The 15,636-nt window shown below is 56.6% G+C and carries 16 protein-coding genes and 1 pseudogene; 4 read left to right on the forward strand and 13 right to left on the reverse strand.

Translation table 11 applies throughout. The features are described 5' to 3' along the window. Positions 1 to 6: 6 nt before the first annotated feature. The 9 genes from I2E69_RS06585 to dnaA all read right to left on the reverse strand — a co-directional run bounded on the left by I2E69_RS06585 (position 7) and on the right by dnaA (position 8,619). Entirely contained in the window at positions 7 to 2,226 is a 2,220-nt protein-coding gene (locus tag I2E69_RS06585) for a RelA/SpoT family protein (RefSeq protein WP_195460141.1), read from the reverse strand. Positions 2,227 to 2,229: 3 nt separating this feature from the next. Beyond that, complete coding sequence (gene recA, locus I2E69_RS06590; protein WP_195460143.1) at positions 2,230 to 3,243, reverse strand: recombinase RecA; 1,014 nt, start codon at positions 3,241 to 3,243, stop codon at positions 2,230 to 2,232. A gap of 18 nt (positions 3,244 to 3,261) precedes the next feature. Continuing rightward, complete coding sequence (gene bcp / locus I2E69_RS06595) at positions 3,262 to 3,723, reverse strand: thioredoxin-dependent thiol peroxidase (protein ID WP_195460144.1); 462 nt, start codon at positions 3,721 to 3,723, stop codon at positions 3,262 to 3,264. Positions 3,724 to 3,806: 83 nt separating this feature from the next. After that, positions 3,807 to 4,019: a hypothetical protein gene (locus I2E69_RS06600; RefSeq protein ID WP_195460146.1), complete on the reverse strand. Its 213-nt coding sequence runs from the start codon at positions 4,017 to 4,019 to the stop codon at positions 3,807 to 3,809. A 190-nt stretch (positions 4,020 to 4,209) separates the two neighbouring features. Then, positions 4,210 to 5,061 (reverse strand): GNAT family N-acetyltransferase, encoded by an 852-nt coding sequence (locus I2E69_RS06605; RefSeq protein ID WP_195460148.1) that lies wholly within the window; start codon positions 5,059 to 5,061, stop codon positions 4,210 to 4,212. A gap of 7 nt (positions 5,062 to 5,068) precedes the next feature. After that, positions 5,069 to 5,593 (reverse strand): cupin domain-containing protein, encoded by a 525-nt coding sequence (locus I2E69_RS06610; protein WP_195460150.1) that lies wholly within the window; start codon positions 5,591 to 5,593, stop codon positions 5,069 to 5,071. Between the two features lie 46 nt (positions 5,594 to 5,639). Continuing rightward, on the reverse strand, positions 5,640 to 6,542 hold the full coding sequence (locus tag I2E69_RS06615) for a helix-turn-helix transcriptional regulator (RefSeq protein WP_195460152.1): 903 nt from the start codon (positions 6,540 to 6,542) through the stop codon (positions 5,640 to 5,642). Positions 6,543 to 6,562: 20 nt separating this feature from the next. Next, on the reverse strand, positions 6,563 to 7,003 hold the full coding sequence (locus I2E69_RS06620; protein WP_229095409.1) for a DUF3795 domain-containing protein: 441 nt from the start codon (positions 7,001 to 7,003) through the stop codon (positions 6,563 to 6,565). 200 nt (positions 7,004 to 7,203) lie between these two features. Next, positions 7,204 to 8,619 carry a chromosomal replication initiator protein DnaA gene (gene dnaA, locus I2E69_RS06625; protein WP_195460154.1) on the reverse strand — a complete coding sequence of 472 codons (1,416 nt, stop codon included), beginning with the start codon at positions 8,617 to 8,619 and terminating at the stop codon, positions 7,204 to 7,206. A gap of 226 nt (positions 8,620 to 8,845) precedes the next feature. Between dnaA and I2E69_RS06630 the strand changes: the two genes are divergently transcribed. The 4 genes and pseudogenes from I2E69_RS06630 (at position 8,846) to I2E69_RS15220 (ending at position 12,742) form a co-directional block, all read left to right on the forward strand. After that, positions 8,846 to 10,588, forward strand: a complete 1,743-nt coding sequence (locus I2E69_RS06630) for a phospho-sugar mutase (RefSeq protein WP_195460157.1) — start codon at positions 8,846 to 8,848, stop codon at positions 10,586 to 10,588. 273 nt (positions 10,589 to 10,861) lie between these two features. Further along, the gene (locus I2E69_RS06635) at positions 10,862 to 11,245 is read left to right on the forward strand and encodes a BlaI/MecI/CopY family transcriptional regulator (RefSeq protein ID WP_195460159.1); all 384 of its coding nucleotides are present in this window, start codon (positions 10,862 to 10,864) and stop codon (positions 11,243 to 11,245) included. A 51-nt stretch (positions 11,246 to 11,296) separates the two neighbouring features. After that, positions 11,297 to 11,710 (forward strand): annotated as a pseudogene (locus I2E69_RS15435) (hypothetical protein); the annotation flags it as partial. 120 nt (positions 11,711 to 11,830) lie between these two features. Further along, positions 11,831 to 12,742 (forward strand): ExbD/TolR family protein, encoded by a 912-nt coding sequence (locus tag I2E69_RS15220; RefSeq protein WP_229095411.1) that lies wholly within the window; start codon positions 11,831 to 11,833, stop codon positions 12,740 to 12,742. 45 nt (positions 12,743 to 12,787) lie between these two features. On the opposite strand, the gene I2E69_RS06645 is transcribed toward I2E69_RS15220, so the two are convergent. From I2E69_RS06645 to I2E69_RS06660, 4 genes are read right to left on the reverse strand one after another with little or no spacing between them, the layout of a single operon-like run. After that, the gene (locus I2E69_RS06645; protein ID WP_195460163.1) at positions 12,788 to 13,108 is read right to left on the reverse strand and encodes a nucleotide pyrophosphohydrolase; all 321 of its coding nucleotides are present in this window, start codon (positions 13,106 to 13,108) and stop codon (positions 12,788 to 12,790) included. Between the two features lies 1 nt (position 13,109). Then, positions 13,110 to 13,757 carry an O-methyltransferase gene (locus I2E69_RS06650; protein ID WP_195460165.1) on the reverse strand — a complete coding sequence of 216 codons (648 nt, stop codon included), beginning with the start codon at positions 13,755 to 13,757 and terminating at the stop codon, positions 13,110 to 13,112. Then, the gene (locus tag I2E69_RS06655; protein WP_195460167.1) at positions 13,757 to 14,350 is read right to left on the reverse strand and encodes a type 1 glutamine amidotransferase family protein; all 594 of its coding nucleotides are present in this window, start codon (positions 14,348 to 14,350) and stop codon (positions 13,757 to 13,759) included. Before I2E69_RS06655 ends, I2E69_RS06650 begins: the two co-directional genes overlap by 1 nt. A gap of 1 nt (position 14,351) precedes the next feature. Then, on the reverse strand, positions 14,352 to 15,566 hold the full coding sequence (locus I2E69_RS06660) for a M16 family metallopeptidase (protein ID WP_195460169.1): 1,215 nt from the start codon (positions 15,564 to 15,566) through the stop codon (positions 14,352 to 14,354). Between the last annotated feature and the right edge of the window lie 70 nt (positions 15,567 to 15,636).

A 15,636-nucleotide genomic window follows, 5' to 3' on the forward strand; every position in this document is an offset into this window, starting at 1 on the left:
AACCGTTTAGCTTAATGTTCGTTTGACACTCTCTATACCCTTTATTTTGCGTACCTTGTCCATTACGGCATGCAGGCCTTCGGCGTCTTTTACGTAGAGACTTATGCTGCCTTCGAAGATGCCGTCGTGGCTGTGGATGTTCACTTCGCGGATGTTGATGTTGAAATCGGCGCTTACGAGCTTTGCCAGGTCCAACAGGATACCCTGCCGGTCGATGCCGCGCAACTCCATGGTTACCAGGTAGGACATCGCCTTGTGCTGCGACCATTTGATCTCCTCCTTGACAATGTTGCGGCCGAACTGTGTCGCAAGGCGGTTGAGTTCGTCGCACGTTGCCTTGTGGACGATGATGTTCCCGCTTGCAGGGTCGCGATACCCTACCACTTTATCGCCCGGAATGGGTTTACAGCACTCTGCGATCTCGAATTGAGGATCTGCGGCCGGAGCCTCTTCCGCCGGGGCGATTTCGCCCGGAATGGGCATGTCGTCCGCTTCTTCCTCCTCCTTTTTGGGGATGAAGAGGGTCCAGAACTTGAGTATCTTGCTCTTGGAGTTGACTTTGAGGGCTTTGTCCAGGTTGTCGAGCGAGACGATTCCCGCGCCGATTTTGCTGTATAACTCCTCCTTGTTTTTGCTGTCGTAAATAGGGGTGATCTTGCGCAGAACGCGGCCGCTGAGCTTGACATTCAGCGACTTCATCTTCTCGTCCAGCATCTGCATACCCCGCTCGATGTTATTTTGCCGCTCGCGTTTCAGAAAACTCTTGATCGACTGCTTGGCCTTCGCCGTGGTCGCTATTTCGAGCCATTCGGGCTTGGGCCGGGCATTGTCGGCCGTGATGATCTCGATTTGGTCGCCGCTGTTGATCTGTGTGGTGATCGGTTCGAGTTTGTGGTTGATCTTAGCGCTGATGGCGCTGTTGCCGATCTTCGAGTGGATGTCGTATGCAAAGTCGAGGGCGGTGGCTCCGAACGGCATTTTCCGGGCTTCGCCCTTCGGCGTAAATACCACTATTTCCGATGTGTACAGCGATAACTTAAAGTTGTCCAGGAAGTCCACGGCATTCTCCGTCGGGCTGTTCAGTGCCGCGCGGATTTGTTTCAGCCACTTGTCGAATTCGTCTTCGTCCTGCGAAATGGTCGCATGCTTGTATTTCCAGTGGGCGGCGAATCCGCGTTCGGCGATGTCCTCCATGCGCTGCGTGCGAATCTGCACCTCGACCCATACCCCGTCGGGACCCATTACGGTCGAATGCAGCGCCTCGTAGCCATTGGCCTTGGGCATCGAAATCCAATCCCGCAACCGGTCGGGCTTGGGGGTGTAAATATCGGTGATCGTGGAGTAAATCTGCCAGCATTGGGTCTTTTCCGAGGGAAAAGGCAGCGACTTGAAGACAATGCGGATGGCGAACAGGTCGTAAATCTCCTCGAAGGTAATCTGTTTGCGTTGCATCTTGCTCCAGATCGAGTAGACGCTCTTCACGCGTCCCGAAATCTCGTAATTAATATTGTCGCGGTTGAGCGCCGCGATGATCGGGGCATTGAATTTGTCGATGAACTCCCGGCGTGAAGCCTCGCTTTCGCGCAGTTTCTGCGTGATTTCGGCGTACTGCTGCGGAAAACGGTACTTCATACAGAGGTCCTCCAGTTCGCTTTTGATCGAGTAGAGGCCCAGCCGGTAAGCCAGCGGTGCGAAGAGGTAGATTGTCTCGCCCGTGATCTTGATCTGCTTGTTCATGGGCATCGCCCCCAGCGTGCGCATGTTGTGCAGTCGGTCGGCGATCTTTATCAGGATAACCCGCACGTCGTCGGAGAGCGTGAGGAGCACCTTGCGGAAATATTCGGCCTGCTCGGAGGTGTCGGCGTTGAACACGCCCGACATCTTCGTCAGTCCGTCGACCATCGAGGCGATTTTGGGGCCGAAGATGCGTTCCATGTCCTCCACGGAATACTCCGTATCCTCCACAACGTCGTGCAGCAGCGCTGCTACGACCGATTTCACGCCCAGTCCGATCTCCTCGATGACAATCTTGGCTACTGCAATAGGATGCAGGAGGTATGGCTCGCCGGAGCGGCGCCTTACCCCCTCATGTGCCTCCTTGGCCAGGAAAAATGCACGTTTGATAAAGTTCCAGTCCTCGTCGTTCTTGCAAATCTTGGTGCACGACAGCAGGAGGTCCTCCCATTTTTCCTTTATAAGTACTTCATCCTCGGCAGTATACCCCATACATTACTCCTTTTTGTTCTTCATGGCCTCGCGGACCTTCGCTTCGATCTCGTTGCGCAGTTCCTCGTCGGTTTTCAGCAGCTCCTTGACCGCGTCGCGGCCCTGTCCGATCTTGCGGTCGCCGTAGGAGAACCACGAACCGGCCTTCTTGACGACGCCGTAGTCGACGCCCAGGTCGACGATTTCGCCGATCTTCGAAATGCCTTCGCTGAACATGATGTCGAACTCCGCGCGTTTGAACGGGGGCGCCACCTTGTTCTTCACCACTTTGACCTTGGTGCGGGTTCCCAGCTGGTCCTCGCCGTCCTTGATGACCGACATGCGGCGGATATCGATACGCACCGAGGCGTAAAATTTCAGTGCGTTACCGCCCGTCGTGGTCTCGGGATTGCCGTAAACGACGCCGATCTTGTCGCGCAGCTGGTTAATGAAGATGCAGACGGTCTTGGTCTTCGAAATACTCGACGTGAGTTTACGCAGCGCCTGCGACATCAGTCGCGCCTGGAGGCCCATTTTCGAGTCGCCCATCTCGCCTTCGATCTCGGCCTTCGGCGTCAGTGCCGCTACGGAGTCGATGACGATGATGTCGATGGCGCTCGAGCGGATCAGCGAATCGGCGATTTCGAGCGCCTGCTCGCCGTTGTCGGGCTGCGAAATCAGCAGGTTGTCGACATCTACGCCGAGTTTTTGGGCGTAGAAACTGTCGAAGGCGTGCTCGGCGTCGATGAAAGCCGCGATGCCGCCGGCCTTCTGTGCTTCGGCGATGGCGTGGATTGCCAGCGTGGTCTTACCCGACGACTCGGGGCCGTAAATCTCCACGACGCGGCCTTTGGGGTAGCCGCCTACCCCGAGCGCCATGTCGAGCGTGATCGAACCCGTCGGAATGACCGGGATGTCGTTCACCTCGGTGCTGTTCATGCGCATGATCGAGCCTTTGCCGAAGTCCTTCTCTATTTTCTGCATTACTGCGTCCAAGACTTTGAGCTTGTCCGCATTTACCTGTGCTTTTTCTGCCATATTGCGTTTTGTTGTTTGCTATTTATAGGAATCGATAATTTGCTGGTAGTGGTTCTTGGTGTCCACCTTGGTGAAAATCTTCTCGATGCGGCCTTCGGCGTCGATTACGAACGTCGTGCGCAGCACGCCCATGTATTTACGTCCGTACATCGACTTCTCGGCCCACACGCTGTATGCCTCGCAAACCGAGTGGTCGGTGTCGGAGAGCAGCGTGAAATTCAGCTCGTGTTTGTCGCAGAAGCTGCGGTGCGACTTCTCGCTGTCGGGGCTTACGCCGATGATCCTGAATCCCATCCGCGCCAGCTCGGCCTTGCCGTCGCGCAGGCTTTTGGCTTCGAGCGTACAACCCGAAGTGTTGTCCTTTGGGTAGAAGTAAAGTATCGTACGCTGTCCGCGAAGGTCGGCAAGCGTCAGTGCTTCACCGTCTTGGGTCGTGGACTTGAAATCGGGGGCCATCTCCCCCACCTGTAACTGTGTCATAGCGTTTTCGGGAAAAGGAATTATTTTTCAAAGATATGAAATTTCCGGCGATTTCCACGCTTCCTCGGCGACTTTTTTGCGGCCTAATCCCACTGGTAGGTCACTTCGATCTGCGCGTTGAATTCCTCCTGTGTGGTGTTGAGCCGGTGCAGGCAGGCCGGACACCGGATGGCTGTCTCGGTCTCGACGTATTCGCCGCATCCGACGCACATCGGCAGCAGGCCGTACCCCGGCTGCATGGAGTGCTCGAACTGCGCTCCGCAGTGCTTGCACTTGATTTTGTAAGCTGTTCCCATTGTCGTTTTGTTTTTGGTTCACGTTACAAAGGAACGGCTTGTTTGTGTCAACTTGTGACACGTCTAAAAAAATATGCGAAATCGGCAATCTGAACGCATCGCTTTACCCGAATGAACCGGAGATTTTTGGGTTGTAGCCGTTTTTTGGGAACAATCCCTGCCATCGGCAAGACGGCAGGGATCGGATTTTTCAGAGTGTTTTGATCATTTCGAACTGTTTTCCCCGGACGGGAATGTTCCGGTTTTCGAGCAAGCGGGTGATCGCCTCGCAGCCGGTATCCGTATTGACAACCTTCAGGATACCGCTTCGGCTCAGTCCGGCCATTTCCCGGAGCAGGGCCGATCCGATACCCTGTCTTCTCCGTCTTCTGTCTACTCCGATCTGGGTAACATCCCCCGAGCTGGGTTCGAAAACGCAGTACCCTGCCAGCGTATCCCCGTCGAATACCCCGAGGCTGACCAGGTCGCCCGATGCCCTTTCGACGGATTCGGGGCTGTTTTGCCACGAGGGCCGGAAATCCCAGAATCCGGGAATCGTGTCGTGTTCGGCGATGTCGATCCGGCGGACGGAGTACGGGAAATCCGGAACCTTTGCCGGAAGGTCGATTCGGGCCGTTTCCTGTGAAAAATAATTGAATTCGCGCGTGACCTCGAATCCGAGTTTCCGGTAGACCGAAACGGCTTTTGCGTTGTGCTGGAGAACCTCCAGCAGGTATCGGCCGATACCTGCCTTCTTCAGATAAGGGATCGAGTGTTCGAAAATCCGCGTAGCGAGACCCTGCCCCCGGTAGGCTTCGAGTGTCCCGGTTCCCGTGTCGTAAGCCGTCGGAACACCGTCGTAATTTCCGATGCCGTTCAGCGTGAAGGCTGTGATCTGCTCCCCTTCGAACGCCGCGAACGACAGTTCCGGCACAAAACCGCGCCGCCGCAGCATTTTCTGGAGTTGCGGCCCGTCGATCCGGACTTCGTAGTCGGCAAAAGCTTTCGCGAAAGCGTCGTATAGCGTTTCGAAGCCGATACCGGCCAGGGATTTTAATTCCATTGGCTGTTTAATGATGGTGTTCGGCCTCCATGGCCTCCTGCTGGGTTTTGTGGACCGTGCCGTGGGGATGTTCCGCCGGAGCGTATATCGAATAGATTTTCAGCGGTTTGTCGCCTTTGTTGACAATGTTGTGCCACTTTCCGGCCGGAACCATGATGGCGAAATCGTCCGATACTTCCCGCACGAAGTCGAGGTTGTCCTCGCTGTCGCCCATCATCACCTGGCCCGTGCCTTCCTCCACGCGCAGGAACTGGTCGATGTCGTGGTGCTGCTCCAGGCCTACGTCGCCGCCCGCGGGAATTGACATCAGCGTTACCTGCAGGTTGCCGCCCGTCCACAGCGCAGTCCGGAAATTTTCGTTCGAGAGCGTGTAAGTCTCGATATTCAGCACCGTGGGCTCGGCTCCGTAATCTTTCAGGGAGACGGGTTCGGATGCGGTTTTTTCAGGTGGCGCAGGCGTCTGCCGGCAGCAGGATGCGGCCGCGAATGTCAGGCACAGTACGCCGGCGGTCAGTAAGTGGTTTTGTTTCATATCGCTTGCATTTAATTGTTGTGTGTGTCTAAATATAGTGAAAAATTTACGCTTTCGGGGTGTTTACCGCAATATATTCGCGGATGTAGTTCTTCAGTTCCGGGGAATCGACGATGCGGATGTCGTCCAGCAGTCCCATGACGAAGCGTCCTACCCCGGCCATCCCGGCTACCTCCGTGTCGAGCGACCAGCGTCCCCGGCCCAACGGTTTGAGGTCCCGTTCGGCCAGCGGATACTCCTCGCACAGCAAGTTGTAAGCCAGTATTCCCAGCTCCAGCCGCACACGATGGCGCGCCCCGCCGTGCATGCGGAAGGCGTCGATGAATCCCTCGCGATGCTCCCCGTCGTGCTCCCACGCTGTTCCGGCCAGTTCTACGGACCCGATGCGCGAGGTTTTGAAGAGTTTGTTGCTGCAATCCTCCAGGTCGTAGCACCATACCTGTACGTAGTTGGTCGTGAAGGCGAAAGGCTCTACGATACGGTCGCGGACCTCCCCGCCGTGCGCCGACTGATAGCCGTGCAGTACCGCCTGGCGCCGCTCTTCGATGGCTTCGATCAACCGCCGGATATTCGGGGCATTCTTGCCCCGCACGACCGTGTCGGCCAGCGTCTTGTTGTCGTAGACCGAGTAGAGTTTGCGCTTGAGGTTCTGTTTGAGCATGTTGGTGTCGTCGATGTTCTCGATGGCGTTTTTCAGGATCACGGCCTCCTCCTCGGTGAAGTGTACCAACTGCGAGATGTCGCGGAAGTGCGGCGACTCCTTGTCGAGACGAATGCAGTCGCCCGATTTCTTGATGACGAACCCCGCTTCGCGGAAGGTGTCGATATACCGGTACACCGTTCGGCGCGACATGTCGAGCCGTTCGGCCAGTTGGTCGACGTTGTAGGTGGTGTTTGCCGTCAGCAGTTTCATCAGCCGCAGCAGGCGTTCGAGTTTGGGTTGGTCCATGTATCTTATGTTCAGTGATTTCAAGGCTGTTCCGGTCGGGATTTTCGGTGCGCATGGTCCGTTCCGCAGGCGGCGCAGCATCCCGTGTGGACGCAGATCGTGCCGCCGCACGAGGGGCAGCTCCATTTTGCCCGTTCGCGCTCCAGGAATGCGGCCATTCCCTCTTTGCGGATGAACGCCAGGTTATCCATCGGCGATTCGCTCAGCGGATAATCGTTCATATAGCGGTTTTCCCGCTCCGACGTTTCGGCGCAGGGATATTGCGGACACTCGTCGCAGAAGCCGTCGGGCAGCGTTTTGCGGACTGCGCAAGTTGCGATCCTGCATCGCGAGGAACAAAATTCCGGTTTCGCGTCGTCGGGACCCCAGCATCCGGTGCAGGGGTTCTCTTCGCGCAGCGCCCCGATGCAAACGCTGCAATCGAGGCCGCACGGGGCGATCATTTTTGCGTGAAAATCCATTCGATTCCTGTTTTGGGGGCCGGAACGACCGGCGCCGGCCTTACAAAGATACGAAAAACCGGGTACGGAGCAAAACCGGATTGCAGCCGGCTCCGGATAACGAACCGGTTTCCAAAAGTGTGTTACGATACCGGGATATACAAAAAAAGTCGTGACAAAATCTGTCACGACCCTCTGTTTGCATCGGCGGTATGTGTACCCTATTGGGCGAGCACTTTCTTTTCGATCTCCTCGACCTGGCGGCGGAATGCCTTGTCGGTCTCGATGAGGTTCGACACGGCCTTGCACGAGTGGAGCACCGTGGCGTGGTTGCGGCCGCCGATCGCCGATCCGATCGTCGTGAGCGGCGCTTTGGTGTGCTGCTTGGCCAGATACATGGCAATCTGCCGGGCCTGGGCGATTTCGCGCGTACGCTCCGTAGAGTTGAAGCGTGCGAAGTCCAGGTTGAGGTATTCGCATACGACCTCGATGATGTGGTCGATGGTGATCTCCTTCTGGTAGAGTTTCACGTAAACCTTCAGGATCTCCTTGGCCAGCGACGTGGTGATCTTGCGTCCGAGGAACGAGGCGTTCGCCACCAGCGACGAGAGCGCTCCTTCGATTTCACGCACGTTCGCCGAGATGTTGTCCGCGAGGTACGCCACCACGTCGTCCGTGATCTGCGCTCCGAGTTTCTGCGCCTTGGCGCGGATGATCTTGAGCTTCGTGTCGTAGTCCGGTGTGTTGAGCTGGGCCGACAACCCCCACTTGAAGCGGGTCAGCAGCCGCTGCTCGATGTCCTTCAACTCCACGGGCGGTTTGTCCGACGTGAGGATCAACTGCTTGCCTGCGAGCTGCAGGTGGTTGAAGATATTGAAGAAGGCGTTCTGCGTGCCCGTCTTTCCGGTCAACTCCTGGATGTCGTCGATAATCAGCACGTCGATCATCTGGTAGAAATGGATGAAGTCGGGAATCTCGCCGTTCTTGTAGGCTGTCTGGAACTGCGCCTGGAACTTGTTCATCGAGACGTAGAGCACCTGCAACTCCGGATGGCGCTGGCGCACCTCGTGGCCGATCGACTGCACGATGTGGGTTTTCCCCAGCCCCGAATCTCCATATATATACAGGGGATTGAAGGGGTTGTTGCCCGGATTTACCGCGACGGACATACCCGCCGAGCGGGCCAGTCGGTTGCACTCGCCCTCGATGAAGGTCGCGAACGTGAGGTTCGGATTCAGCTGCGGGTCGATAATTATCTTCTTGAGTCCCGGAATTACGAAGGGATTCTTTATATTTGCAGTGTTGGTCTGCGTATTGAAGCGCGAGATGGCCGTCGTGTCCGAATCGGCCGCCACGGGGACCGCCGCCGGAGCCGTCGTGCGGGGCACGGCGTAGTGGAGACGGGTTTGCTGTCCGTAGAGCTGCGAAATGATCGGCTTGAGGAACGGGATGTAGTTCTTCTCGATCTGGCGGACGTAACTTTCGTTGGGAACCCTCAGACGAAGCGTCGTGCCGTCGAATTCGAGCGGAACGATGGGCTGAAACCACTTCTCGAACTCCTCGGCGGAGGTCCGGGCCTTGATCTGGTCCAAGCAGTTTTGCCACATATCGCTATATGTCCGTGTGTTGTTTAACATGATAAGGGTTGCACTATTTTTGATGTGACAAAGTTGTGAATAATTTTGCAAAAAGATTTTGGTTTTTATGTTGCAAATATCCTTTTTTTATATATAGAAAAACAACGGTTTCCGATGTCTCAATTTTAACTCCTTGATAGTGAATAATCGATTTTTATTTCGTACATTTGCATATAAAATTTTTGGGACACCCGAAGTCAAACTATAAATAAAACTAATAAAACTTATGGCAAACGAACTGGAACAATTGGTTCTCAAGAAAGCGCAGAGCTGGCTGGACGGCCACTATGACGAAGCGACGAAAAAGCAGGTTAAATACCTGATAGATAACGATATGAAAGAGCTTGTGGAGAGTTTCTACAAAGACCTCGAATTCGGTACGGGCGGCCTGCGCGGCATCATGGGCGTAGGTTCCAACCGTATGAACGTCTACACCGTGGGTGCTGCTACGCAGGGGCTTTCGAACTACCTCAAGAAGAACTTCGCAGGCGAGCAGGTGCGTGTGGCCGTGGCCCACGACAGCCGCAATAATTCACGCATGTTTGCCGAGCGTGTGGCCGACATTTTCGCCTCGAACGGCTTCACCGTTTTCCTCTTCGACACACTGCGTCCGACGCCTGAACTGAGCTTCGCGATCCGCGAGTTGAAATGCCATTCGGGCGTGGTCGTTACGGCCTCACACAACCCCAAGGAGTACAACGGTTACAAGGCCTACTGGACCGACGGTTCGCAGGTTACCGAGCCCCACGACAAGAATATCATCGCCGAAGTTGCGAAGATTACCGACGTGAACATGATCCTCACGGGGAAGAATCCGGGAAACATCACCATCCTGGACGAGAAGTTCGACGAAATTTATTTAAATAAGGTGCACGAACTCTCGCTTTCGCCCGAAAGCGTGAAGAAGCATCACGACATGAAGATCGTCTATTCGCCGATGCACGGCGCAGGCGTCCGCCTGGTTCCGGAGTCGCTGAAGAAATTCGGCTTCACGAACGTGATCATGGTGAAGGAGCAGGCTGTCATCGACGGCAACTTCCCCACCGTCGAGTCTCCCAATCCCGAGGAGCGCAAGACCATGTCGATGGCCATCGACCTCGCCGCGAAGGAGGGGGCCGACCTGGTGCTGGCTACGGACCCCGACTCGGACCGTATCGGCGTTGCGCTGCGCAACAAGAAGGGCGAGTACGTGCTGCTCAACGGTAACCAGACGCTCGTGCTGTTGCTGAGCTACCAGTTGACCCGCTGGGCCGAGCGCGGCGAGCTGGACGGCAACCAGTATGTCGTGAAAACCATCGTAACGTCGCAGATGGCCAATGCCGTGGCCGACTACTTCAAGGTGAAGTGCTACGACTGCCTCACGGGCTTCAAGTATATCGCCAAGATCATCCGCGAGAACGAAGGCAAAGCTAAATATATCGGCGGCGGCGAAGAGTCGTTCGGCTACCTCGCCGGCGACTACGTGCGCGACAAGGATGCCGTGTCGGCCTGCTCGCTGGCTGCCGAGGCTGCCGCATGGGCTATGGATACGATGGGCCTGACGCTCTACGAGTGGTTGCAGGAACTCTACGTGAAGTACGGTTTCTACCGCGAAGGCCTGGTTTCGGTGGTCCGCAAGGGCAAGGAGGGCGCTGAACTGATCCAGAAGATGATGGTCGATTTCCGCCAGAACCCGCCCAAGACGATCCTGGGATCGCCTGTGGTGAAGATCAACGACTTCCAGTCGCTCGAAACGCTCGATGTGAAAACCGGTGCGAAGACCGCGATCGAACAGGACAGCAGCAACGTGCTGCAATGGTTCACCGAGGACGGCACGACGGTTTCGGTGCGTCCGTCGGGCACGGAGCCCAAGATCAAGTTCTACTTTGGCGTCAAGGAACCGCTGGCTTCGGTTGCCGACTTCGACGAAGTTCTCGCCGAGCTCGACGCCAAGATCGAAGGCATCAAGAGAGACCTCAAACTGGAGTAATTCCTGCTTTTGGAGCGATCGGTCGCTTCTGTGATTATTTCTCCCCTGGACAATTTGTCCGGGGGATTTTTTGTTTCCGGATCGTGTGTCTGAGTTTTTAGTAATGGCTTTACGGAAAGCAAAGCCGTGTCAGGTCGTTCGGATGTACTACTACCCTGCCTGCATGTCGTTATGGGAGCTATTTTTATTTTTTTTTGCATTTAACTAATTATTTAGTTGTATAATTAAAATACTAGTTGTATGTTTGCCTGTGGATAAACTAAAATTATAGTTATGGTAGAAATCGTAAAAAAACGTCCGCAGGAATTGACTCGCGCCGAGTTGGAAATCATGCAGGTACTGTGGAATAAGGGAGCGGCGGTCGTACATGGAATCCTCGACGATATGGAGGACCCGAAGCCGGCCTACAATACCGTATCGACGATTGTCCGCATCTTGGAGAAGAAGGGGTTCGTCGGTCATAAAGCTTACGGCAAGACCCATGAATATTACCCGCTTGTCTCGAAGGATGCTTATGCGCGTCGTTATATGGACACTGTACTGAACAATTTTTTCGGAGGTTCCGTGAGCCGGATGGTTTCGTTTTTTTCCGAGAACAAGGCGATTTCGGTCGAGGAGACCGATGCTATTCTTGAGATGTTGCGCGAACGCAAATAATTCCGGCTATGAAATCCCCGTTGCTCTACGTCGTTGAAATGCTCTTTTGCAGTGGATTGCTGTTGGCGTTTTATCGCTTGCTACTGGTCCGTAAGGTCTCGTTTGCTGTATGCCGCCGTTATCTGGTTGTTAGCGTGTTCCTTGCAGCGGTTGTCCCGGCGCTCGATATTCCGCTTTATCCCGCGGCAACATTCCTCTCTGACTGACTGCGGGGCGTATACCCTTGCCGAACATCCGCAGGTCGCTACTCCTTTTTCCTTTCTGCATACGGTTTTTCTGGGCGAAGGATACGAAGGGAGCCGACGTGAGATTGTTCTTTGTCACGAGGGGAGCCATGTTCGTCATCGTCATTCTGCCGAGCGTATCGCTGTCGAATTGTTTCGCCGTCTTTTCTGGGTCAATCCGTTTTTCTGGATCGCCGGAAGGTGGTTGCAGGAGGTTCACGAATGGGAGGCCGACCGTGACGTGCTCGATGCCGGTTACGACCTTACCGAATACAGAACGGTTATTTTTTATCAGCTCTTCGGCTATAATCCGGATATAGCCTGCGGGTTGAATCATTCACTCACTAAAAAACGATTTGCCATGATGACTCAATTTAAAAAGCGCCGTTACACCGTGTTGCGGCTCGGCGCCGCCGTTCCCGTAGTGACCGGAATGATGTTGCTTTGCAGTTTTACCGTCCGAACTCCCGAACCGGCTGCGACCGGTGAATCCGGTCCTCCGGCCGTCACGGTCCAGTTCGCTGCCGGCGGGAAGATTCTGCTCGACGGACAGCCCGTCACGATCGCGGAACTGGAGCGGCTGGTTGCCGCCGAGCGCGAAAAACTCGCCGAAGCGGACCGTGCGCAAATGGTGGTTGTCTTGCAGGCCGAAAAGAATACGCCGATGGACAGCGTCGCCCGTGCGATGACGGCGCTGCGGCGTGCGAACGCCCTGCGCCTGGAATGCCGCACCGGGCCGTCGGGTCCCGGCGTATTGCGCATGCTGCCGCCCGACCCGTCGCGTTTGCCCGCGGACGGCAGCGTGAAGATACTCGTGCCTGATGAACAGGGGAATATGGGAATGCTAAAGATTCAGGACCGGAACCTGTTCGGGGTTCGGATCGATGCTGCCGGTAAGGTTGCGGTCTGCCGGGGCGGCGGGGAGGAACCGGTTTCCGTCCGGAAATTGCCCGCGCTGATCAAAGCGTTTATCCTCAACGCTTCGGACGATCCCGGCCTCTCCGCCAAACGGATGCAGGAGTTCGCCCTTCCCGGCGGCGGCACGATGAGCTATCCGGTCAGCGAGGGGATCGTCTCCCTGCAAGTTGCGCGCGAGGCTTCGTTCGGGCGTTATGTCGAGGTACAGCGGCTCGTTGCGCAGGCTTTCGGCGAGGTTCGGGACGAGTTGTCGCGGCGGCATTTCGGCCGTGACTGCGCTTCGCTCACCGAGACCGAACGGCAGGTGGTCGTCCGTGCCGTGCCGCTGAAGATCACGGAATCCCCCGCCGAATAAGCGAAACGTCCCGGGCCACTTGCGGCCCGGGACGTTTCCTCATTTTTATAACTTCGGATTGCTGTGGTGGCGTTCCTTGTCGCGGGCTGTTTTCTTGGCGAAGTTGGCTTCGAGGGCTGCCGTCAGGTCGACGCCCGTCTGGTTGGCGAGGCACACCAATACCCACAGCACGTCGGCCATTTCGTCGGCGAGATTCTCCTTCTCGCCTGCCTTGAACGACTGGTCGCCGTATTTGCGGGCCATCACGCGGGCCAACTCCCCCACCTCTTCGGTCAATACGGCCATGTTGGTCAGTTCCGAGAAATAGCGTACGCCGTACTCCTTGATCCAGGCGTCTACGCGTTCCTGTAATTCTTTGATTTCCATACTATCGGATGCGGATTAGGTTAAGTCCGTCGCGCAGCGGGAGGATGACGTTCACGACGCGCGGATCGTCGGTTACCAGGCGGTTGAATTCGATAAGCGCCTGTGTGTGGCGGTCGTTGTGCGCCACGGGCTGCACGACCTTTCCCGACCAGAGGATGTTGTCGGCGATCAATACCGAGCCGCTGTGAACCAACGGCTTGCCGTTGTCGTCGCCCATCAGCATCCGGTAATAAGCCGGGTATTCGCGCTTGTCGCCGTCGATGAACACGAGGTCGAACTCCCCGCCCAGCCTTGGGGCGATCTCCAGCGCTGAACCGATGTGCAGGCGGATTTTATGTCCGTATTCACTGCGGTCGAAATACGACCGGATAAACTCTTCCAACTCGTCGTCCACCTCGACGGTGTGCAGTTCGGCTCCGTCCTCCAGCCCTGCGGCCATCGAAAGCGCCGAGTAGCCCGTGAAAGTCCCGATTTCGAGCACCCGCCGCGGCCGGAGCATTCGCACGAGCATCTCCAGCAGGCGTCCCTGGATGTGCCCCGAAATCATCCGCGGCGCAATGGCCCGCAGGTTGGTTTCGCGGTCCAGTTCGTGGAGCAACGCCTCCTCGGGTTCCGAGAGATCGTGGATGTATCGTTCGAGGGCTTCCATTATTCCCTGTAAAATCCGTGTTTGTTGAATTCGTACGACGCGGCGACCGATTCCGGGGTGTCGGCTTCGAGCCACAGCAGGCATTCGCGTGTAAATTCGAGGTAGCCCGTGCCGTTGGCCGTCACGATATTCCTGTCGCGTACCGCCTGCCGCTCCTCGTAGAGGTCTCCGCCTGTGTACTTCGCGCCGCCCCATTCCCGGAGCAGTTTGGGGGTATTTCCGGTGTGCTTTACGTTGTTCAGGAACCCGTGCGCCGCCAAAAACGCCGAAGCGTTGCAGATGGCCCCCACGAGGATTCCCCGCGAAAGGGCCTCCCGCACCAGCGGGACAATCGTTTCGGCCTGGGGCGTATTCCAACTCATGCCGCCGATGAGGACCAGGGCCGCACACGCTGCCGGCAGTTCTGCCGTGCCGCGGTCGGGCGTCACCGTCATGCCGCCGATCGAGCGGACTTCTCGGCCCCCGGGAGTGGCGTATTCGACCTCGTAGCTTCCCGGGCGCCCCGGCATGACGCCTGCCCGGAGGGCCGATGCGAGGAATGCTCCTTCCCAGTCTGCGAAATCGTCGAGTAAAACGAACAGTACCTTTTTCATATCATTTGTATATCAGCCGTGACATATTTGCAAAGACTTCCTCCGCCACTTCCGTCAACTGTGTCGCCGTCAGGGCGCGGACCTTGGCGTAAACCTGCTCCATCGTGTCGATGCCGTCGTGGGTCAGCAGGCTTTTGCCTGCCCCGAGCATGTAACTTTCGTTGCTTTCGCTCGATATGGCCAGTTGGGCGATGAACTGCTTCTTGGCCATCGACAGTTGGCGTGCCGTCAGCGGCGTCGTCCGCAGTTTGCGCAACTGCTCTTCGATCAGCGAGATGCACTGTTCTGCATTGCTGTGGTCCGAGCTGAAATAGATAGCTACGACGCCTGTGTCGCCATAGGGCGTATAGGAAGCCTCGATGTTGTACGAAAGCCCGTTTTTCTCGCGTACCACGACATTCAGCAGCGAGTTGGCGCACGGTCCCCCGAGGATGTTTACCACGAGTGCCAGCGGCAGCCGCCGCTCCTCGCCGATACCGAAGGCCCGGTTGCCGATGATGCAGTGGGTCTGGTGGGTATGCTTCGTGACCGTCTTTTCGAAAGCCGTGTACGGTGCGGGCGCTGCCCTTTCGAAACGGCGCTGCGATGCGGGCTGACCGGCAAAATAGCGTGTGGCGATTGCCTCCGCAGTCTTGGCCGAAAAGTTGCCGATCGACGAGAAAACCATCCTGTCCGTGGTGTGCGTGCGGGCCGTGAAGGCGCGGATTGCATCGCCGTCGTAGCGCATCAGCGCCGCTTTGCGGCCCAGGATGTTGTGTCCCAACTCCGAACCGTCGAACAGCATGTCCTCGAACGTGTCGTAAATCAGGTCGGCGGGCGAATCCTTGTAGGTGTTTATCTCGTCGACGATCACCTCCTTTTCGCGTTCCAGTTCCCGGTCGGGGAAGGTCGAGCGGAAGGCGATGTCGGCGATCAGCTCCGCGGCTTTCGCAAAATCGCCTTTCAGCGTTGTGGCGTGGATCGTCGTATCTTCCTTGGTCGTGAATGCGTTGAGCTCCCCGCCGAGGTTTTCCAGCCGGCAGTTCACCTGCCACGCTTTCCGGCGCTCTGTGCCCTTGAAGAAGGCATGCTCTGCGAAATGCGCCAGCCCGTACTGGTCGGGGTGTTCGTCGCGGCTTCCGGCGTCGATCACCAGCGCGCAGTGCGCTACGGTGTTGCGCACCTGGCGGTGGATACCGCGGATGCCGTTGGGAAGAGTATAGGTTTGGAATTCCATTCAATTAAAAATTAAAGATTAAAAATGAAAAATTGGGCCGCGCGGCTATTCTTGCGCATGTGTACGGCAG

Origin of the sequence: Alistipes sp. D31t1_170403_E11 (assembly GCF_015553985.1) — a bacterium.
Classification (GTDB): Bacteria; Bacteroidota; Bacteroidia; order Bacteroidales; family Rikenellaceae; genus Alistipes; species Alistipes montrealensis.